Consider the following 19121-nt stretch of genomic DNA (forward strand, 5'->3'; position numbering starts at 1 on the left):
TTCAGGCCTCGAGACTCGCGCTTCGCGCATGCGCTTCGAGGCCTGAACGGCGGGACGGGCCTCAACCCTTGGAGGTGTCTCGTAAGACTCGACTCGGGGGGTTGCGGGGGGCATTGACGGCCTGGTCGGTATGTGGGCACACGGGCCCGGCGGGCCCCGGGACATCGACGGCTCGGTCGGCGTGCGGGCCCGCGGTGTGTCCGGGCCGGCATGCCGAACTTTTGGTTCTGTCTCTCCGGGTGGTCGATGTGCGGACCTTTTGGTTCCACTATCCCGGGGGTCAGCTGCGAACTGTGCTCTTGCCGCTCCGGGTGGTCAAGCGTGCGGAACCCCCGACCCCGACTTTCTGCGCCGATCAGCAGGGCCGTACGCGGACCGTTGGTTTCTGCTACTCCGGATAGGTCGGCATGCCGACCCGTACCTATTGCTGCTCCGGTCTATCGCTGGTCCGGATCGTTGGCATGCGAACCCACACTTTTCATCTACGCCCGGATGGTCGGCATCCGGGCCTTTCGGTTTCCGCCACGCCGGAATGGGCCGGCATGTGGACCCTGTCTATCGCTACTCGGGATCGTCGGCATGCGGAACCACACACCTCCCGTCCACTCCGGATGGTCAGCATTCATGGGTGGGGCCCGCCCCGGTTCTGGAGCGACGAAGTGAAGGAGCGCAGCGACTGAGCGAAGGAGTGAAGAACCGGGGTTGATAGGGCCCCACCCGCGCCGCCGGAGGCGGCGCCAATACAATTGCGCGAGGTGTGCCGGGAAGTCTGGTCGGCGAGATCGGCGCGCGTCGGTGGAGAGCAGTTTCCGCGGCGGGCGCGGTAGAAGTCCGTCCGACCGAAAGGTTTTCCCGTGCTGAGCAGGCCTCGGTCCGAACTCGCCCGATATCTGCGGACCGAAACCGTCGGTGGCGCATTACTGCTCGTCGCGGCAACGGTGGCGTTGCTCTGGGTGAACTCGCCGTGGGGCCAGAGCTATCTCGACCTGACCGAAACCCATCTGGCGATCCCGCCACTGCACCTCGATCTCACGCTCGCCGACTGGGTGCAGGACGGGCTGCTCGCGATCTTCTTCTTCGTGGCCGGGCTCGAACTCAAACGCGAACTCGTCATCGGCGAACTCGCCGATCCCAGGCGCGCCGCGCTACCGATCATCGCGGCGGTCGGCGGCGTGGTGACCCCGGCGATCATCGCTTATACGGTCGGTTTCGGAATCGACGGAATGGATCGCGGCTGGGCTATCCCGGTCGCCACGGATATCGCCTTCGCCCTGGCGGTCCTGGCCATGACCGGTTCCCGGATCCCGGCCGGTGCGCGAGTCTTCCTGCTGAGCCTGGCCGTCGTCGACGATCTGATGGCGATCGTGCTGATCGCGGTCCTGTTCACCGCCGGTCTGGCTTTCATCTGGCTGGCTGCCGCGCTCGCCTGCTGTGCGGTCTGGTGGTTCGCGCAGCACAAACGGTGGAATTCTCCGCTGATCTACATTCCACTTGCCCTGATCTGCTGGTATGCACTGCACGAGGCACATATTCATCCGACGCTGGCCGGTGTGGCCTGCGGCCTGCTCACCAGAGTCCGCCGAGACGACGGTGAGGCCGCGGCACCCGCCGAGCGCTGGGAACACCGGTTCCAACCGATTTCGGCGGGGCTGTGTGTGCCGTTGTTCGCACTTTTCGCCGCGGGGGTGCCGATCAACAGCGCGGTACTCGGCGATCTGTTCACCGACCGTCTGTCACTGGCGATCATTCTCGGACTGCTGGTCGGCAAGACCACCGGCATTTTCGGGATCAGCTGGCTGGCCATTCGTACCGGAATCGCCGAACGTCCGGCGCACCTGGGCTATCGCGATATGTTCGCCCTGTCGGTGCTCGGCGCGATCGGGTTCACCGTTAGCCTGCTCGTGGCGGAACTCGCACTGCAGGACTATCCCGATTCCGCCGAACTCGCCAAGGCCGCGGTCCTGGTGACGTCCATGGCCGCATCGCTGGTCGGTTCGGCGCTACTGTTGCGGCGTGGGCGTGTCCACCGCGCACGGCGTGACGCGGATGCGCTAGAACCAGAACAGTAAGACCGAGCAGGACCGGGACAGGGAGAGGGTCGACCACGTGAGTGTCACACAGGGCGGTAACGGAGACGGTGTACGAGGCGGCGCGGTCACCTCGATCCCGCTGTCCGAGATCGACCCGCACGCATCGGCCAGTTTCGGCAGTCTGGTCCGCGACGCCTCCGAACAGGTCTCGACTCTGGTCCGCGCCGAAGTGGCCCTGGCCAAGGCCGAAGTCACCGGGGAGATCAAGAAGGGCCTGCAGGGCAGCGTCTACTTCATCGGTGCGCTGACGGTACTGCTGTTCAGTAGTTTCTTCTTCTTCTTCGCCGTGGCCGAGACATTGGACATCTGGCTCACCCGGTGGGCGGCGTTCTGGATCGTCTTCGCGTTCATGATCCTGGTGACCGTGCTGCTGGCCTTCCTCGGCTACCGCAAGGTGAAGAAACTGCGCGCGCCGGAGAAGACCATCGATTCGCTCAAGCAGACCCGCACCGTGCTGCCCTCCGGTTTCGGCAGCCACGACGAGCCGAGCGCACTGGAGAAGACCTCGCACCGGTAGGCGGGTCCGGCACACGGCGACGCCCCGGCGTTCACTACGCTCGGACGGCGTGGCGTCGAACTTTCCACCGGACCCGTCCAGCGTGCGCTTCGACGGGCCCTGGTCGCACCGCGATGTGCACGCCAACGGGATACGGCTGCACGTGGCGAGTGCCGGGCCGGAGAACCCGGAAGCGCCGCTGGTCGTCCTGCTGCACGGTTTCGCGGACTTCTGGTGGTCGTGGCGTCATCAGCTCACCGCACTGGCCGAACTCGGCAATCATGTGGTCGCGGTCGATCTGCGCGGCTACGGCGACAGCGACAAACCGCCGCGCGGCTATGACGGCTGGACCCTCGCGGGGGATATCGCCGGACTGATCCGGGCGCTCGGCCACTCCAGCGCGACCCTGGTCGGGCATGCCGACGGCGGTCTGGTCTGCTGGGCGACCGCTGTCCTGCATCCCCGACTGGTCCGGTCGATCGCTGTGGTTTCCTCTCCGCATCCGGCGGCGCTGAAGAGTTCGGTGTTGCGCGATAACGCCCAGCGCCGCGCGTGGTTACCGGATTTCCTGCGCGACCAACTCCCCCGCTACCCCGAACACCGGCTGACCCGGGACGACGGCGCGGGTGCCGTCGAGGTCCTGGCCGGGCGTGGTGCGCGGTCCTGGGCGCGGACCCCGGAATTCGCCGACAGCGCCGCCCGGATGCGTTCGGCCATCCAGATTCCCGGTACGGCCCATTGTGGCCTGGAATACCGGCGCTGGGCCTTCCGCAGTCAGTGGCGTGCCGACGGCCGCCGGTTCATCGCCGTCATGCGAAAGCCGATCGATATCCCGGTGGTGTCCATGCGGGGCGAGTACGACCGATACATCCTGCCGGCCACGGTGCACCGTGGACCGCAGCTCTCACCGCACCGCCGCGTGGTCACCATCCGCGACGCGGCGCATTTCGCGCATCAGGAGAACCCGGACGCGGTCACCGCCGAGATCGCGAAACTGCTCGCCGGAACGGACCGGCGGCGACCGGGCCGGTACGCCTGACGGGCGCTGTCGGGGCGGAACCCATCAGCTCAATACGCAGGGACCGGTGTCCACCGGCGAACTCGCCGACGGTGCGATATCTATCCGTTCCCGGACCTCGTCGAGGGTGAGCACGTAACCGGTGTCGTCGTCGGTCACGGCGGCACCGAACACCACCCCCAGCACATTGCCTTCGGTATCGACCAGTGGCCCACCGGAATTACCGGCCCGCACCGAACCGCGCACCGTGTACACCTCGCGCTCGACGGTGCCGTCCCGGTAGATCGTCGGGCCGGTGAGGTCCAGCGTCTCGCGCACCCGGGCCGCGCTCGCGGTGTACCGGCCGCCGCCCGGATAGCCGAGCACGATCGCACTCTCACCCGATTCGGCCGGCTTCGGCGCCTGCGGAATCACGGGCGCGACCAGACCGGGCACCGACAGCACCGCGATATCCATGGACGGATCGAATTCGACCACCGTCGCGTCCAGCGGACCGGCCGCGGAATCGACCGTCACGCTGGTGGTCCCGGCCACGACGTGCGCATTGGTCATCACCCGTTCCGGTGCCACCACGAAACCGGATCCTTCCAGCGCCCGTTGGCAACTCGGCGCCACACCGCGGATACGCAATACACTCTGCTGCAGGGATCCGGCGACCGGACTGGCCAGCACACTGGGATCCGGGGGCTCCACCGCGGCGATCGGAGCCCGCCCGAACGGGCCGATGACATCGGGCAGGCCCGAGGTGTTGAGCAGTTTCGAGAACTCGTTGGGCAACTGGCGCAACCAGTCCGGTGCGACGCGGTTGACCTCGGCCAGTACCCGGGAGCTGTTGATGGCCGATGCGATGGCGGGCTGCGACGAGGTCGCCAGTGGCAGCGCCAGCAGCCACGCCGTCACCAGCACGGCACCGGTCTGCAGCACCGCACCGATCGCGCTGTCGGCGCCACGGGCGATCGGATGGGTCATACCGCTGCGCGCGGCCCGGCCGAGCACCATGCCGGCGACCTCACCGACGATCACCAGCAGCACGATGAGCAGCACACCGGCCAGTACCCGGCTGCGGCCCTCATCGATGTGCACGAGGATGTGCGGGGCGATCAGGATGCCGGCGACCGCACCGAGCACCACCCCGAGAAAAGCCAGTGCGGACGCCACGGCGCCCTGCCGCCACCCGGAGGAGGCGGCCAGGAGCGCCAATATGACAACCGCTATATCGAGCCACGCCGAGGAGCTCACAGCACCATCCCCACCGCGGCCAACGCCTCTTCCAGATCACGCACGTCGGTTCGGTCCCATTCCGATTCCCAGCCCAGTGAAGTCACAAGTCCGGCCAGTATGCCGCCGGTGAGCCCCCAGACCAACATCCCGTCCACCTGGAAGGCCGGACTCGAGTAGCCCAGCGCGCTGCGGACCAGGAAGCGGTTGGCCGGATCGAGCAGGTCCGCCATCGGTACCCGCACCACCCGGTCGGTTTCCGCCCGATCCACCACCCGCACATCGCTGGGGGTCCGCCAGTAGGCGACGACCGGGCTCACATCGAAACGGGAGGGCGGTACGAACAGTTTCGGCAGCGTGGTGATCGGCTGCACTCCGGCCCGGTCCAGGCCGGTCTCCTCCCATGCCTCGCGCAGCGCGGTATCGACCGGACCCTCGTCGCCCGGGTCGACGGCGCCACCCGGAAAGGCCACCTGTCCCCGGTGCTGCCGCATGGTGGAGGCGCGCTGGGTCAGCAGGACCTCCGCGTCGGCGGGCAGCCCGCCGGGAGCGCCCGGGTCCCCGGCCGGATCACCGGCGAAGAGCACCAGGACCGCAGCCTGCCGCACCTCACCCGCGAGTTTGCGGCGAAGCATCCGGGCCCGGCCCAGGGTGTCGGCGAAGTCCGGCTGCCCCGGTCCCGCCGCCCCGCTCAGCCAGGACGGCACATGTTCTTCGCTCACAGAGCCTCCGTCGAACGGACTTCATACGGTCCGCGGAGACGGTAGCCAAGGCCGAAGTGCGCCAATTACCGAGCCTCTCTCGAAACGACCGAACGCCGGCCCACCGAGGCACCGCGCACAGCCTCCCCCGAAGCGATCATCATGCCCGGCCCGGAGAAGCGCGACGGTGGCGAAGGTATGCCGTTCACCGAACCTCCAGCGGATCGATTCGCACGCCGGCCCACGAAAATCGCAGCGAAGCGCACAAACTCCCCCGGAACGCCCACGTGTGACTGCGGCGGCCGCGGCGAAGCCGAAGGTATCGCATCACCGATGCCTCGCCCGAACGACCAGATGCAATCCGCGGAGGCCGCAGCGAAGGCGGAGGTATCGCAGTATCGCATCATGTGGTGACTCCCAGCGCTTCGGCGACGCCGGCCGCGATCTCGTCGACGTCGTGGAACGGGCGCGCGACGTAGTCCGCGATCGACCCGTCGGGCCGGACCATGACGGTGATCGGCAGGGCCGTCGGGGCCTGCGCCGCCGCGCGCACCCGGGCGTCCGGGTCCTGGAGGGCGGGTAGGTGTAGTTCGGGGCGGCCCTGCGCACGCAGGTCGTCGTTCAGTGCGGCGAGCAGGGTGAGTGCTTTCCGCTCGTCCGGGTCACTGTGCACCGTGACCACCTGTACCGCGGCTCCCGCCCGGTCGGCGTATTCCTGGAACAGCGGCAGTTCGGCCCGGCACGGCTGGCACCAGTAGGCCCAGAGGTTGAGCACCGTGGGCCGGTCGGTGAATCGGCTCGGCGACTCCGCAGAACCATCGGCCAGACAGGTCAGCAGCACATCGGCCAACGGACCGGGCCGGCCCGCCGGTACCGATTCCGGGGGGCATTCGGCGACGCCCGACGCCGCGCGCAGCGCGGGATCGATACGCCGGGCCGGTTCCGGTGCGGGCCCGGCGTCGTCCGAACCACCGCGCGGCCAGAAAGCGACCGCCGCCGCCAAAGCCACGATCACTGCCGTCAATGCCCATTTCCAGAAAACCGGAACGCGGCTCACCGGCCCACCAGTTCGAGCAGATGTGGCGCCTCGGGCCCCTTCACGAGCGCGGCCGCCGCCGCCGGATCGGTCGGGCCGGCGCCGAACGAGGGACAATCCTTGGCCAGCAGACATACGCCGCACGCCGGTTTCCGGGCGTGACAGACGCGGCGACCGTGGAAGATCACCCGGTGGGACAGCATCGTCCACTCCTTGCGCTCGATCAGCGCACCGATCGCGTGTTCGACCTTTACCGGATCCTCCTCGGCCGTCCACCCCCAGCGACGAACCAATCGGCCGAAATGGGTATCGACCGTGATCCCTGGAATTCCGAATGCGTTACCGAGAATGACATTGGCCGTTTTACGGCCGATTCCGGGCAATCGGACGAGTTCCGCCATCGTGTGAGGTAATTCACCGTCGTAGTGTTCGAGAAGTGCCTGCCCGAGTCCGATGAGCGAATTCGTCTTGTTGCGGTAGAAACCCGTGGGGCGGATGAGTTCCTCCAGCTCCGCACGGTTCGCCTCGGCATACGCCCGTGCGTCCGGATAGGCGGCGAACAGAGCCGGAGTGGTCATATTCACTCGCACATCCGTGCACTGCGCCGACAGGATCGTGGCGACCGCGAGTTCCAGTGGAGTACCGAAATCCAGCTCACAATGAGCGTCGGGAAATGCACGTGCCAGAAGCCGGTTCATCCGGCGGGCCCGGCGCACCAGACCCAAACGGGTTTCCGCCGGTCGGGTACCGGATCTGCGGGTGCGCGCCCCGCCTGCCGCCGGGCGCGTGGCGGCCTCCTCGGCAGTGCCGGAAATGTCGCTTCCGACGGTTTCTGAAGGGGAGGTAGGCACCCGTCCACCATACGGAACCGTCCGACAACGTTGCCTTCTCAGTTCTACTCCCGTATTCCATCTGAGACCTCGACAGTGTTAACTACCCGGCATGCAAGGACTCGCTGTGGTGCTCTTCCCAGTGGTGTTGATGCTGTTCGCACTCGGCATGGAACGGGTGGAGAACCGTCTGCGCAAACTTCTCGAGCCCGACGAGGAAGTCCAGGCCTTCCTGGACAAAGCCAGCAACGCCGAGGTCAACGAGCTGACGAAGCTCGGACTACCGGCGGCGGTCGCGCGTATGCGCCGCCGTCGCAATCGCAGCGAGGAGGCGCGCGAGACCGTCGACATCGCCCGTGCGAGCTGAACCAGCGGGCGCCGAACCGTTCCGACTCGCCCACGGTTAACCTTCCTTACGTGGTGTCTGTCACTGCGCGTCGATAGGCCGCGTAGACTGCACTGTCGGCCGAACCGCATCGGTCCGCCCGACGACTACAGCCATTTTCCTAAGGAGCACATTCGTGGACGAGGCCCTCGCCAGAGCAGGCATCTTCCAAGGCGTTGAGCCCACCGCGGTGGCTGCACTCGCCAAACAGCTGCAGCCCGTGGATTTCCCTCGCGGCCACGTCATCTTCAACGAGGGCGAACCGGGCGATCGGCTGTACATCATCACGTCCGGCAAGGTGAAGCTGGGCCGCCGTTCCCCCGACGGCCGGGAGAACCTGCTGACCATCATGGGTCCGTCGGATATGTTCGGCGAACTCTCCATCTTCGATCCCGGCCCGCGTACCTCGACCGCCACCACGGTGACCGAGGTCCGCGCCGTGACCATGGACCGCGACGCACTCAAATCGTGGATCGATCAGCGGCCGGAGATCGCCGAACAGTTGTTGCGGGTGCTGGCACGCCGGTTGCGGCGCACCAACAACAACCTCGCGGATCTGATCTTCACCGATGTGCCCGGCCGGGTCGCCAAGGCGCTGCTGCAGCTCGCACAACGGTTCGGCACCCAGGAGGCCGGTGCGCTGCGGGTGACCCACGACCTGACCCAGGAAGAGATCGCCCAGCTCGTCGGCGCTTCCCGCGAGACGGTCAACAAGGCACTCGCCGATTTCGCGCATCGCGGATGGCTGCGGCTCGAGGGCAAGAGCGTGCTGATCTCCGATTCCGAGCGGCTGGCCCGCCGGGCGCGCTGACACCGAGGCACGAACAGCCCGGCGTGGCCGGGGGCTGCCCGATTGCGGAAGGCGGCCCCGCTCCGGTTCGCACCGACGCGCGCTCGGTACCACCGGTGTATCTCTACACAGCACGGGCGGCACTGCGAGGGTTACCGCCCTCGGAGTGCCGCCCGCTCTGGATCCGCTCGGCTATTTCTGTGTGTCCGGCTCCGACCGCAGATAGGTGAGCTGCGATTCCACCGAGCTACGGGCGGCCGGCCACAGGCTCTCGTCGACATCGACGTATACCTTGCGCACGACCGCCATGGCGTCCGCGTCGGCACCCAGTTCGTCGAGCGCCGCCCGGACCTGTGCGAGTCGCTCGTGCCGATGCGCGATGTAATACCGCGCCACCGGTGCCACGTCCGGATGATCGGGCCCGTGCGCGGGCAGCAGAGCCCGCCCGGTACCGGTTTCGAGCAACCGGTCCATCGATCGGAGATAGTCCCGCAGCGTGCCGTCACGATCCAGCACCGTGGTGCCCTTGCCGAGAATGGTGTCGCCGCTCAGGACCGCGTCCCCGAGCAGGAAGCTCACCGAATCGGCCGTATGGCCGGGGGTGTGCAGCACGGTGATCCGCAGCCCGGCGGCCTCGACCACTTCTCCGTCGGTCAGCACGGTCACCGCACCGCGCAGGAATTCCGGGTCCATGGCCCGCACCGGTGTCCCGGTCAGGCGCACCAACTCGTCGATACCGCCGGTGTGGTCGGGATGCCGATGCGTGATCAGCGTCAGCGCCACCGCGCCGCCGGTCGCTCGCGCGATCGCCGCTATGTGCTCCGCGTCGTCGGGTCCGGGATCGACCACCACACAGTCCGTGCGATCGGGTGATCGCAGGATCCAGGTGTTCGTACCGTCCAGGGTCATCGGGCCCGGATTGTTCGCGAGCAGTACCGACGCCGACGGCGTCACCGCACGCAGTTGCCCGTAGGCCGGATGGGTGAGTGTCACCACAACACCTCCAATTCGAAAGTCGCCCCTTCGAATCTATGGGCTCCGCGACGAGCCTGCCGAGCCAGGGCCGACCGGCCTGCTCAGCGGACCTCGGCGATGAGTTCGACCTCCACCGGGGTGTTCTTCGGCAGTTCGAAGACGCCGACCGCCGAGCGCGCATGCGCGCCGGCCGGTCCGAACACCTCGCCGAGGAACTCCGAGGCACCGTTGATCACCAGCGGCTGATCGGTGAAACCCGGTGCCGAGGCGACGAAGCCGACCACCTTCACGATCCGCACGACCTCGTCCAGGCCGACCAGATCGTGGACGGCGGCCAACGCGTTCACCGCGCACCAGCGGGCCGCGGTCACCGCTTCGTCGAGCGAGACCTCGGCACCGACCTTGCCGACCGCCGACAGTTCACCGCCAACGAAAGGCAACTGCCCCGAGGTGTAGACATAATTTCCGGTGCGCAGTGCGGGTACATAGGCGGCCACCGGTGCCACCACCGGCGGTATCGCCAGGCCGAGGCGGTCGAGGTTGGCCCGCCATTCGGTCACCGGGTTCGTTTCGGATTCCGCCACGGCGCTTACTGCTTCGGGCGCTTGAGGTAGGCGACATGCTGCTCACCGGTCGGTCCGGGCAGCACGGTCACCAGCTCCCAGCCGTCGGCGCCCCACTGATCCAGGATCTGTTTGGTCGCATGGGTCAGCAGCGGCACGGTCGCGTATTCCCACTGGGTCACATCGCTCATGCGCACGGAGCCTACTGGGTTGTACTCCCGGGGCCGACGGCGCGACCGCGGGTCCGGTGATAGAGGCCCGGTCCCAGTGTCTGGTACACCACATCCACACAAACCGAAGTATGCGGGCATCCGCCCAGTGCGAGTTATAGGCTCGCGACCGTGGCAGAACCAACGACGATGTCGGAATCGGCCGAACCCGGCCTGAAGACGGGGTGGCCCGACAGCGCGACGAAAGCCCGCCTGCACTACGTATCCGGTAAAGGCGGCACCGGTAAGTCCACGGTATCCGCGGCACTCGCACTGGCGCTGGCCGCCGGCGGGCGGCGGGTGCTGTTGGTGGAGGTGGAGAACCGGCAATCGATCGCCCAGTTGTTCGACCTGCCACCCCTGCCACCGACCGAGACGAAGATCGCGACCGCCGACGGCGGCGGCGAAGTGGTGGCGCTGGCCCTCGATATCGAGCACGCCTTCCTGGAATACCTCGATATGTTCTACAACCTCGGTTTCGCCGGCCGGGCGATGCGCCGGATGGGCGCCATCGATTTCGTCACCACGATCGCCCCGGGCCTGCGGGATGTCATCCTGACCGGCAAGATCAAGGAATGCGTGGTCAGATCCGATAAATCCGGGCGTCCCGCCTACGACGAGGTGGTCGTCGACGCGCCACCGACCGGTCGGATCGCGAGCTTCCTCGATGTCACCCAAGCGATGGCCGAACTCGCCAAAGGCGGTCCGATCGCCGCCCAGGCCGAGGGTGTCTCCGCACTGCTGCATTCGGACCGGACGGTGATCCACCTGGTGACGCTGCTCGAAGCGCTGCCGGTGCAGGAGACCCTGGACGCGATCGCCGAACTGCGTGGCAATGATCTGCGCATCGGTAGCGTGATCGTCAATCGCGCCGTGCACAGTCCGCTGAGCGCGGAGATCCGGGCCGCCGCGGCCTCGGGTGAACTGGACACCGATTCCGTGCGCGCCGGTCTGGAATCCGCCGGGATCGCCCTGTCCGATGCCGATTTCGCGGGTCTGCTCACCGAGACGGTGGAACATTCGGCCACCTTGACCGCTCAGGACACCAGCGCGGCCGAACTCCTCGATCTGGAGGTCGCCCGGCTGCTGCTGCCCGCCCTCCCCAACGGTATGGATCTGGGCGGCCTCTACGAACTGGCCGCCCATCTGAACGAGCAGGGAGTCCGATGAGCACCCGACCGACCGGCCCGGCACCCCTCGATATCTCCACCATCCTCGACGATCCCGGCGCCCGGGTCGTGGTGTGCTGCGGTTCCGGCGGCGTCGGTAAGACCACGACGGCCGCGGCCATCGCGTTGCGCGCGGCCGAGCAGGGCCGCAAGGTCGTCGTGCTGACCATCGACCCGGCCCGCCGACTGGCCCAGTCGCTCGGTGTCGCGGATCTGGACAACAGCCCGCAGCGAGTGGAACTGGGGCCCGAGGCCAAGGGCGAGTTGCACGCCATGATGCTGAACATGCGCCGCACCTTCGACGATATGGTGCTGGAGCACACCACCCCGGACAAGGCCGAGCAGATCTTCGCCAATCCCTTCTACCAAGCGGTGGCCTCCTCGTTCGGTGGCACCCAGGAATACATGGCGATGGAGAAGCTCGGCCAGCTCGCGGGGCACCGGGAGTGGGATCTCATCGTCGTCGACACTCCGCCCTCGCGAAACGCCCTGGATTTCCTGGATGCCCCCAAGCGGCTGGGTAATTTCCTGGACGGCCGCATGATCCGAGTCATCATGGCGCCCGGGCGGGGGGTCGGGCGGTTCGTCACCGGCGCGATGAGCCTGGCCTTACGCGGGGTGTCGACCATCGTGGGCGGCCAGATGCTCAAGGACGCCTCGAACTTCCTGCAATCGCTGGAATCGCTGTTCGGTGGATTCCAGGAGCGGGCCAACCGTACGTTCGCCATGCTCGCCAAACCGGGCACCCATTTCCTGGTGGTCGCCGCCCCCGAACCCGATGCGCTGCGCGAGGCCTCGTTCTTCGTGGACCGGCTCTCGACCGAGCAGATGCCGCTGGCCGGCCTGGTACTCAACCGGACCCATCCGGTGCTGTGCTCACTGCCGTCGGATCACGCGCTCACCGCCGCCGACCGGCTCGATGATTCGGATCCGCTATCGGCGGGTGTGCTGCGCGTGCACGCGCAGCGGGTATCGACCGCGCGGCGCGAACAGCATCTGCTGCACCGGTTCACGGGTGCGCATCCGCGGGTGCCCATCGTATCGGTGACCGCGCTGCCGTTCGATGTCACCGATCTGACCGCCCTGCGGGCTGTCGGGGCGCAACTGGCCCGGACCCGGGCCGCCGCGGACGCCTGAATCGACCCGGGGCCCGCCGCGCGATCGGCCCGACCGGACAAACCGCCGGGCACTCGAAACTCGAGTGCCCGGCGGTGGGTAGTCCAATAGGGAATTCGGTTACATAGCCACCTGGTGCTGACGCTGAGCGTGGAAGAAATCCGACCACGAGGTCACCTCGGGATGCTGCTTGAGCAGCGCTCGCCGCTGTCGTTCGGTCATTCCACCCCACACCCCGAACTCGACTCGGTTGTCCAGAGCGTCGGCCCCGCACTCCATCAGAACCGGGCAGTGCCGGCAGATCGTCGCCGCCTTGCGCTGAGCGGCGCCGCGTACGAACAGTTGGTCGGGATCGACTTCCTTGCATCGGGCCTGGGCCACCCAGGCGATCCTTGCTTCGGCTTCCTCTACGTCCAATCGAGCGACGGGGGTTGTCATGTGCATTTGGTGTGCCCCTTTGCCAGTCCGAACACCGGGTCACGGCGCTCCGGAATCGCGTGCCACTCCGCAGCAACCCGAGCCCCGCTGCGAAGTGCACCACATTCCACATTGAGTGTTAGCTCTATCACACTGAGCTCTCAATCTAGGTAAAGGTATGCCGATTGCGCAAGACCGAGTGATGACTTTTTGGTACGTCCGTGCCTGCGCACCCCCCGGGGTTCGCCACCCCCCGAGCCGAAAACGCATGTCAGGCACCCTCCCCGAGACACCCCGCTCAGTCCACTGATCAGCCAGGACAACACCCGGCGTCCACACTTCACGAGCCCCGAACCGTGACCCTCTACGCTGGTGCTGTGCCGATCACACGTGCGCTCCTCAAGCTGGCGGGCAGCTGTGTACTCGCCTCCGTGCTCGTAGCCGGATTGTTGTTCCCGGTCGCCGGAGGTTTCGGATTCGTCTCGAATCGCGCCGCCGACGCCGTCGACAACGTGTCCGCGGAACTGGTCGAGGGAACCGTCCCCGCCGTCTCCACCATGGTGGACGCGGCCGGTAATCCCATCGCCTGGCTGTACGAGCAGCGCCGGTTCGAAGTACCCAGCGACCAGATCTCCAACGATATGAAGCTGGCCATCGTCTCCATCGAGGACAAGCGCTTCGCCGACCACCACGGTGTCGACTGGCAGGGCACCATTCGCGCCTTCCTGACCAACACCAGCAGCGGCGAGGTCCAGCAGGGTGCCTCGACCCTCGATCAGCAGTACGTGAAGAACTTCAACCTGCTCGTGGTGGCCAAGACCGACGCCGAGCGGCGCGCCGCCATCGAGACCACCCCGGCACGCAAGATCCGTGAGATCCGGATGGCGCTGACCCTGGACAAGGAACTCACCAAGGACGAAGTCCTCACCCGCTATCTGAACCTGGTCCCGTTCGGCAACTCCTCCTACGGAATTCAGGACGCTGCCCAGACCTACTTCGGTATCGACGCCAAGGACCTGAACATCGCCCAGTCGGCGATGCTGGCCGGGATGGTGCAGTCCAGCTCCAAGCTGAACCCCTACACCAACCCCGAGGGCGTCACCGATCGCCGTAATACCGTGCTGGACACCCTGATCCAGAACATCCCCAGCCGGGCCGCCGAGTTCCACGCCGCGAAATCGCAGCCGCTGGGCGTGCTGCCCGAGCCGAAAGGCCTGCCCCGGGGTTGTATCGCCGCCGGCGACCGCGGATTCTTCTGCGATTACGCCCTGTCGTACCTGGCCAACGCCGGGCTCAGCAAAGAACAGATCGAAAAGGGCGGCTACCTGATCCGCACCACCCTGGACCCCGCCGTCCAGGATTCGGTGAAACGTTCGGTCAACGCGAACGCCGACCCGCATCTGGAGAACATCGCCTCGCTCATGTCGCTGATCGGCCCGGGCAAGGACAAACACCCGCTGCTGGCGATGGCGAGCAGTCGTACCTACGGCCTGAACCGGGACGCGCACGAAACCCTGCTCGGCCAGCCGTACTCGATGGTCGGTGACGGCGCGGGATCGATCTTCAAGCTGTTCACCACCGCGGCCGCGATGGAAAAGGGTATGGGCACCAACGCGCAGTTGGATGTGCCCTCCCGGTTCGATGCCCGGGGCATGGGTAACGGCGGCGCCCCGGGCTGCCCACCCGCCACCTACTGCGTCGAGAACGCCGGTAACTACCGGTCGCCCATGTCGGTGACCGAGGCACTGGCCACCTCGCCGAACACGGCCTTCGTGAAACTCATCCAGGCCGTCGGGGTGACCCCGACCGTGGATATGGCCGTCCGGCTGGGACTGCGTTCCTACACCGACCCGGGCACCTCCGGACACGACGACAATCAGAGCCTCGCCGATATGATCAAGGGCCAGAATCTCGGCTCGTTCACCCTCGGCCCGCTCGCGGTCAACCCACTGGAACTGTCGAATGTGGCAGCGACCATCGCCTCCGGCGGCACCTGGTGTCCGCCCTCGCCGATCGCGGAAGTGATGGACCGCTACGGCAAGCCGGTTCCGCTGACCGAACAGGCCTGCGAACAGGTCGTCGAACCGGGGCTGGCCAATACCCTGGCCAACGCGATGGGTAAGGACTCCGCCGGCGGCGGTACCGCCTCGGCGGCGGCCGGGTCGACCGGATGGAACATGCCGGTATCGGCCAAGACCGGTACCACCGAAAGCCACCGGTCCTCGGCATTCCTGGGTTTCACCAACTCGCTCGCGGGCGCGGTCTACGTCTACGGCGACAGCCCGACCCCCGGGGAGATCTGCTCGTTCCCACTGCGCAACTGCCCGGCCAGCGACGCGAACGGCCTGTTCGGCGGTAACGAACCGGCTCGAACCTGGTTCGGTGCCGTCAAGGACGTGGCGTCGAACTTCCCGCCGCCGGCGCTACCGCCGGTGGACGAGAAATACGTACGTGGTGCGGAGAACGCGCAGGTACCCGATGTCGTCGGGATGACCGCGGGCGAGGCGACCGGAGCGCTCACCGGCGCCGGTTTCAAGGTCACCTCGGTGACCTCGCCCGGTTCGGCGCCCAAGGGCACGGTCACCGGCTCGACGCCGAACGGCTCGGCGATCCCCGGCTCGCAGGTGACGATCTACCTCAGCGACGGCACGGTCCGCGAACCACCGCCGCCGGGCCGGCCGGCCGCGACAACCCCGAACGCCCCGGGCTTGCCGCTGCCGCCGTTCCTGCCGCCGATCCCGATCCCGGTACCCATCCCCCGGTGATTCCGGCGGTGTGGGCGCGGCCGGGAGCACCGAACCGGTCCTAGAGCCGCGCCTTCACCGCCGCCGAGATCCGCGAGCCGTCGGCCTTACCGGCGGCCAGTTCGGAAGCGACCTTCATGACCTGGCCCATCTGCCGCATCCCGGGCCGTTCGCCGAGTTCCTCCGCGACCTGGGCGATCGCGGTATCGGCGAGATCGGCGACCTCGGCTTCGGTCAGCTGGGTGGGCAGGTATTCGTCGATGATGCGGGCCTCCGCGTGCTCGTTGGCCGCCAGTTCACCGCGACCCGCCTGGGTGTAGATCTCGGCGGACTCGTTGCGTTTCTTCGATTCCTTGGTCAGCACCGCTACGACCTCGGCGTCGGAGAGTTCGCGGGCTTCCTTCCCGGCGACCTCGGCCGTCTGGACAGCGGCCAGGAGCATCCGCAAGGTGTTCAGACGCAGCGAATCCTTCGCTTTCATCGCGGCGGTCATATCGGCGCGCAGCTTCGATTTCAGTTCCGACATGGGCAGAACGGTAGCCGCTGCACTCCGCCACGCCCACCGGATTACCCACTGAAGCGGGCGTGTTCTCCTTCGCGAGGTTCCGGATATTTCCCGAGGCCACAGGCTTGTCCCCAGTTGTTACACCGCGTCATCGGCCCGCCACACGGCCGAAACTGTGGGTCAACACGCTGCGCGCTCACCGACGTGGTCACCTATGCTGGGCAAATGCCCGTGATCTCGACGTCGGTCCTCCGCCGAACCGCATTAGGCGCCGCCGGAGCCGCGGCGGCCGGAGTCGGCTATGCCTCACTGATCGAACGCAATGCCTTCGTACTCCGCGAAGCGACGATGCCGGTGCTGCGGCCGGGCTCGGCCCCGCTGCGGGTGCTGCACATCAGCGATCTGCACATGACCCCCGGGCAGAAACTCAAACAGCAGTGGCTGCGCGAACTCGACCGGCTCGAACCCGACCTGGTGATCAACACCGGTGACAACCTGTCACATCAGAAGGCCGTGCCCGCGGTCGTCCAATCGCTGGGTGGGCTCCTGTCGCGTCCGGGCCTGTTCGTCTTCGGCAGCAACGATTACTTCGCGCCGGTGCCCAAGAACCCGCTGAAGTATTTCGACAAGAACCACAAGCGCGTCCACGGCGCCCCGCTGCCCTGGAAGGATCTGCGGGCGGCGTTCACCGAGCGTGGCTGGCTGGATCTGACACACACCCGCCGGGATATCGAGGTGGGCGGGATCCGTATCGCCAGCGCGGGCGTGGACGATCCGCATCTGCAGCGCGATCGCTACGACACCATCGCCGGCGCCCCGAACCCGCTCGCCGATCTCCGGATCGGTCTGACGCATTCCCCGGAGCCGCGGGTACTGGACCGCTTCGCCGACGACGGCTACGACTTGATCCTGGCCGGGCACACCCACGGCGGCCAACTCTGCCTGCCCGGGTACGGCGCCCTGGTCACCAACTGCGATATCGACCGGTCCCGGGTCAAGGGCCCGTCCAAATGGGGCGCCCATACCCGGCTGCACGTCTCGGCCGGTATCGGCACCTCGCCGTGGGCGCCCTACCGTTTCTGCTGCCGGCCCGAGGCGACACTGCTGACTCTCGTCGCGGTGCCACCCAACCAGCCGGCGGCCGACTCCGGCCGTGGTGTCTCGACATCACAGGCAGTCGCCCGGTAGCCGACCCGTCGCCGGAAAGTAGAGCCTGAACAGGCGGTTTCTTTTCCGGACCGGACCTGATGTAAGCTATCGCAGGTCCACTTCACGGGGTGTGGCGCAGCTTGGTAGCGCGCTTCGTTCGGGACGAAGAGGTCGTGGGTTCAAATCCCGCCACCCCGACTCGTGTTGGTCGAGACACGATAAGGCGCCTGATCAGGGTTATCCGATCAGGCGCCTTTCTCGTCGACTACGACGGTTTGCCACTCGACTCAGCCCGACAGGCAGCGAAAAGGCAGCATCGCCGGAGCTCCGCTACTCGTCGTCATCGCCGAGTGACCGGCGAACCGAGTTGCCGAGCCTAAGAATCGCGCAGCCCGGACACGGCGGGTGCGGGAACCCTGGAGAAGGGACTGGCGCTCCAGCCGCAGTGGGCGGTCACGCCCTATTCCGGATCTCCTCGCCCGACTCGATCATGACAGCATCTTCGCACGACCGCGGCGCCTCGAATACTCGATCGGCCTGATCGGTCCGGTCCGGAAAGTCCACGATGGGCGCAGGGGGTGTTCCGCGTGCGGCGTGGTTCGGCCTCGGGTGGTCGGCGCTGTATGGACCGCCCACTGGTTTCGCGATGGATTGTGCAGAAGCTCGCGGGCGGCGGACGTCGGGTTCAGAACTCGAGGACGATCCGGCCGCGTATCCCACCTCGTTCGAGTCTGCGATGGGCTTCGCTCGCCTGCTCGGCGGGCAGCAGATCCGCGACTCGCAGAGACAGCGCTCCGGAGGCGGCCAGTTCGGAGAGCCGGTCGAGCCTGCTCTTCTCCCGAATATCGGACCCGACCATGACCTCGTGCACCGTCAGGCCGGGGCGGGACGCAATGCCGCCACCCAGCCGCTCGGGCCGCAGGGCGGCGTAGGCCCCGCCGGAGCGGATGACCGGGGTGATGTCGTCACGCAGGAGGGCGCCGTCGATTACCGCGTCCACCCCCTCCGGATAGTGGGCACGGATCTGCGCGACGGTCTCGGAGCCGCGGTCGACGACGGTATCGGCGCCGAGGGCCCGGACCAGATCACGGTCGGCGGGAGCGGCATCGGCGATCACCTGCAGACCGGCGTGTTTCGCCAGTTCGACCGCGTAACCGCCGACCGCACCGGCCGCCCCGGTGACCACCAGTACAGCCCCCGGTTCCAGGGCGAGGCGGTCGAGCGCCTGCCAGGCGGTGAGCCCGTTCATCGGCAGGGTGGCGGCGGAGGCGAAATCCCGGCCGGCCGGCAGGGCGGCCACCGATTCCGCCGGGACGACGATCTTCTCCGCGTAGGCACCGCCACCGTCGAGTACGGGCAGGGTTATCGCGACGACCTCTGCACCGGCGCGCCATCCGGTGTCCGGATCGGCCTCGTCCACGGTTCCCGCCGCATCCCAGCCGGGTACGTACGGAGGATTCACCGCGGCGTACCGATCGTGTACCAGCCCACTCCGGGTGACCACATCAGAGGGGTTGACTGCGGCGGCCCGCACCCGGATCCGTACCTGCCCGGGTCCGACCGGCGGTTCGGGCAGTTCGAAAGCGCGCAGCACCTCGGGACCCCCGGGCTCGTCGAAACCGATGACCCGCATAGTTCGTCCACCTTCCGGTTCGATAGTTATCGAACCGGACCAACGAGATGTTCACCGGTGATATTCCGGGACAGACC

The 19121-nt window shown here is 67.2% G+C and carries 19 protein-coding genes and 1 tRNA gene; 10 read left to right on the forward strand and 10 right to left on the reverse strand.

Going from position 1 to position 19121, the window contains the following annotated elements; translation table 11 throughout:
- The first annotated feature begins 857 nt into the window (after positions 1-857).
- The 3 genes from nhaA to ACWEWT_RS33005 are packed head-to-tail and all read left to right on the forward strand — an operon-like array spanning position 858 to position 3625.
- Positions 858-2069 carry a Na+/H+ antiporter NhaA gene (gene nhaA, locus ACWEWT_RS32995; RefSeq protein ID WP_452564803.1) on the forward strand — a complete coding sequence of 404 codons (1212 nt, stop codon included), beginning with the start codon at positions 858-860 and terminating at the stop codon, positions 2067-2069.
- Positions 2070-2106: 37 nt separating this feature from the next.
- Complete coding sequence (locus tag ACWEWT_RS33000) at positions 2107-2607, forward strand: phage holin family protein (protein ID WP_452564765.1); 501 nt, start codon at positions 2107-2109, stop codon at positions 2605-2607.
- 49 nt (positions 2608-2656) lie between these two features.
- On the forward strand, positions 2657-3625 hold the full coding sequence (locus ACWEWT_RS33005; RefSeq protein ID WP_452564766.1) for an alpha/beta fold hydrolase: 969 nt from the start codon (positions 2657-2659) through the stop codon (positions 3623-3625).
- A gap of 24 nt (positions 3626-3649) precedes the next feature.
- Here the strand turns inward: ACWEWT_RS33005 and ACWEWT_RS33010 are convergent, their stop codons facing one another.
- From ACWEWT_RS33010 to nth, 4 genes are all read right to left on the reverse strand, one after another.
- A complete protein-coding gene (locus ACWEWT_RS33010) occupies positions 3650-4843 on the reverse strand; it encodes a MarP family serine protease (protein ID WP_452564767.1) in 1194 nt (397 codons plus the stop codon).
- Positions 4840-5544 carry an NUDIX hydrolase gene (locus ACWEWT_RS33015; protein WP_452564768.1) on the reverse strand — a complete coding sequence of 235 codons (705 nt, stop codon included), beginning with the start codon at positions 5542-5544 and terminating at the stop codon, positions 4840-4842. Before ACWEWT_RS33015 ends, ACWEWT_RS33010 begins: the two co-directional genes overlap by 4 nt.
- 382 nt (positions 5545-5926) lie before the next feature.
- Positions 5927-6580: a TlpA family protein disulfide reductase gene (locus ACWEWT_RS33020; protein WP_452564769.1), complete on the reverse strand. Its 654-nt coding sequence runs from the start codon at positions 6578-6580 to the stop codon at positions 5927-5929.
- Positions 6577-7284 (reverse strand): endonuclease III, encoded by a 708-nt coding sequence (nth, locus tag ACWEWT_RS33025; protein WP_452564770.1) that lies wholly within the window; start codon positions 7282-7284, stop codon positions 6577-6579. Before nth ends, ACWEWT_RS33020 begins: the two co-directional genes overlap by 4 nt.
- Before the next feature lie 232 nt (positions 7285-7516).
- Here nth and ACWEWT_RS33030 point away from each other — a divergent pair, with 232 nt between their 5' ends.
- Both ACWEWT_RS33030 and ACWEWT_RS33035 read left to right on the forward strand, forming a co-directional pair.
- Positions 7517-7756: a hypothetical protein gene (locus ACWEWT_RS33030; RefSeq protein WP_452564771.1), complete on the forward strand. Its 240-nt coding sequence runs from the start codon at positions 7517-7519 to the stop codon at positions 7754-7756.
- A gap of 154 nt (positions 7757-7910) precedes the next feature.
- Positions 7911-8585 (forward strand): Crp/Fnr family transcriptional regulator, encoded by a 675-nt coding sequence (locus ACWEWT_RS33035; protein ID WP_030524212.1) that lies wholly within the window; start codon positions 7911-7913, stop codon positions 8583-8585.
- 171 nt (positions 8586-8756) lie between these two features.
- Here ACWEWT_RS33035 and ACWEWT_RS33040 read toward each other — a convergent pair whose 3' ends face one another.
- The 3 genes from ACWEWT_RS33040 to ACWEWT_RS33050 all read right to left on the reverse strand — a co-directional run bounded on the left by ACWEWT_RS33040 (position 8757) and on the right by ACWEWT_RS33050 (position 10293).
- Positions 8757-9572, reverse strand: a complete 816-nt coding sequence (locus tag ACWEWT_RS33040) for an MBL fold metallo-hydrolase (protein ID WP_452564804.1) — start codon at positions 9570-9572, stop codon at positions 8757-8759.
- A gap of 68 nt (positions 9573-9640) precedes the next feature.
- Positions 9641-10123, reverse strand: coding sequence for a RidA family protein (locus ACWEWT_RS33045; RefSeq protein ID WP_452564772.1), 483 nt, complete (start codon positions 10121-10123; stop codon positions 9641-9643).
- 5 nt (positions 10124-10128) lie between these two features.
- Entirely contained in the window at positions 10129-10293 is a 165-nt protein-coding gene (locus tag ACWEWT_RS33050) for a DUF4177 domain-containing protein (protein ID WP_085995322.1), read from the reverse strand.
- Between the two features lie 168 nt (positions 10294-10461).
- Between ACWEWT_RS33050 and ACWEWT_RS33055 the strand changes: the two genes are divergently transcribed.
- Both ACWEWT_RS33055 and ACWEWT_RS33060 read left to right on the forward strand, forming a co-directional pair.
- The gene (locus ACWEWT_RS33055) at positions 10462-11481 is read left to right on the forward strand and encodes an ArsA family ATPase (RefSeq protein WP_452564805.1); all 1020 of its coding nucleotides are present in this window, start codon (positions 10462-10464) and stop codon (positions 11479-11481) included.
- Positions 11478-12617 (forward strand): ArsA family ATPase, encoded by a 1140-nt coding sequence (locus tag ACWEWT_RS33060; protein ID WP_452564773.1) that lies wholly within the window; start codon positions 11478-11480, stop codon positions 12615-12617. Before ACWEWT_RS33055 ends, ACWEWT_RS33060 begins: the two co-directional genes overlap by 4 nt.
- 99 nt (positions 12618-12716) lie before the next feature.
- Here the strand turns inward: ACWEWT_RS33060 and ACWEWT_RS33065 are convergent, their stop codons facing one another.
- Entirely contained in the window at positions 12717-13040 is a 324-nt protein-coding gene (locus ACWEWT_RS33065; RefSeq protein WP_452564774.1) for a WhiB family transcriptional regulator, read from the reverse strand.
- Positions 13041-13390: 350 nt separating this feature from the next.
- On the opposite strand from ACWEWT_RS33065, the gene ACWEWT_RS33070 reads away from it, so the two are divergent.
- Positions 13391-15778 (forward strand): penicillin-binding protein, encoded by a 2388-nt coding sequence (locus tag ACWEWT_RS33070; RefSeq protein ID WP_452564775.1) that lies wholly within the window; start codon positions 13391-13393, stop codon positions 15776-15778.
- Positions 15779-15818: 40 nt separating this feature from the next.
- Here ACWEWT_RS33070 and ACWEWT_RS33075 read toward each other — a convergent pair whose 3' ends face one another.
- Complete coding sequence (locus tag ACWEWT_RS33075) at positions 15819-16283, reverse strand: GatB/YqeY domain-containing protein (protein WP_452564776.1); 465 nt, start codon at positions 16281-16283, stop codon at positions 15819-15821.
- Positions 16284-16487: 204 nt separating this feature from the next.
- Here ACWEWT_RS33075 and ACWEWT_RS33080 point away from each other — a divergent pair, with 204 nt between their 5' ends.
- Both ACWEWT_RS33080 and ACWEWT_RS33085 read left to right on the forward strand, forming a co-directional pair.
- Entirely contained in the window at positions 16488-17450 is a 963-nt protein-coding gene (locus ACWEWT_RS33080) for a metallophosphoesterase (RefSeq protein ID WP_452564777.1), read from the forward strand.
- 85 nt (positions 17451-17535) lie between these two features.
- Positions 17536-17609, forward strand: a tRNA-Pro gene (locus ACWEWT_RS33085).
- A 487-nt stretch (positions 17610-18096) separates the two neighbouring features.
- Here the strand turns inward: ACWEWT_RS33085 and ACWEWT_RS33090 are convergent.
- Entirely contained in the window at positions 18097-19044 is a 948-nt protein-coding gene (locus tag ACWEWT_RS33090; RefSeq protein ID WP_452564778.1) for a quinone oxidoreductase family protein, read from the reverse strand.
- Between the last annotated feature and the right edge of the window lie 77 nt (positions 19045-19121).

It is taken from the genome of Nocardia sp. NPDC003963, from assembly GCF_053605105.1.

What these genes read in the sequence shown, in the direction of transcription:
- ACWEWT_RS33090 (WP_452564778.1), bottom strand. Translation starts at nt 19,044, where the DNA reads ATGCGGGTCATCGGTTTCGACGAGCCCGGGGGTCCCGAGGTGCTGCGC.
- ACWEWT_RS33060 (WP_452564773.1), top strand. Translation starts at nt 11,478, where the DNA reads ATGAGCACCCGACCGACCGGCCCGGCACCCCTCGATATCTCCACCATC.
- ACWEWT_RS33075 (WP_452564776.1), bottom strand. Translation starts at nt 16,283, where the DNA reads ATGTCGGAACTGAAATCGAAGCTGCGCGCCGATATGACCGCCGCGATG.
- ACWEWT_RS33055 (WP_452564805.1), top strand. Translation starts at nt 10,462, where the DNA reads ATGTCGGAATCGGCCGAACCCGGCCTGAAGACGGGGTGGCCCGACAGC.
- ACWEWT_RS33050 (WP_085995322.1), bottom strand. Translation starts at nt 10,293, where the DNA reads ATGAGCGATGTGACCCAGTGGGAATACGCGACCGTGCCGCTGCTGACC.
- ACWEWT_RS33080 (WP_452564777.1), top strand. Translation starts at nt 16,488, where the DNA reads ATGCCCGTGATCTCGACGTCGGTCCTCCGCCGAACCGCATTAGGCGCC.
- ACWEWT_RS33065 (WP_452564774.1), bottom strand. Translation starts at nt 13,040, where the DNA reads ATGCACATGACAACCCCCGTCGCTCGATTGGACGTAGAGGAAGCCGAA.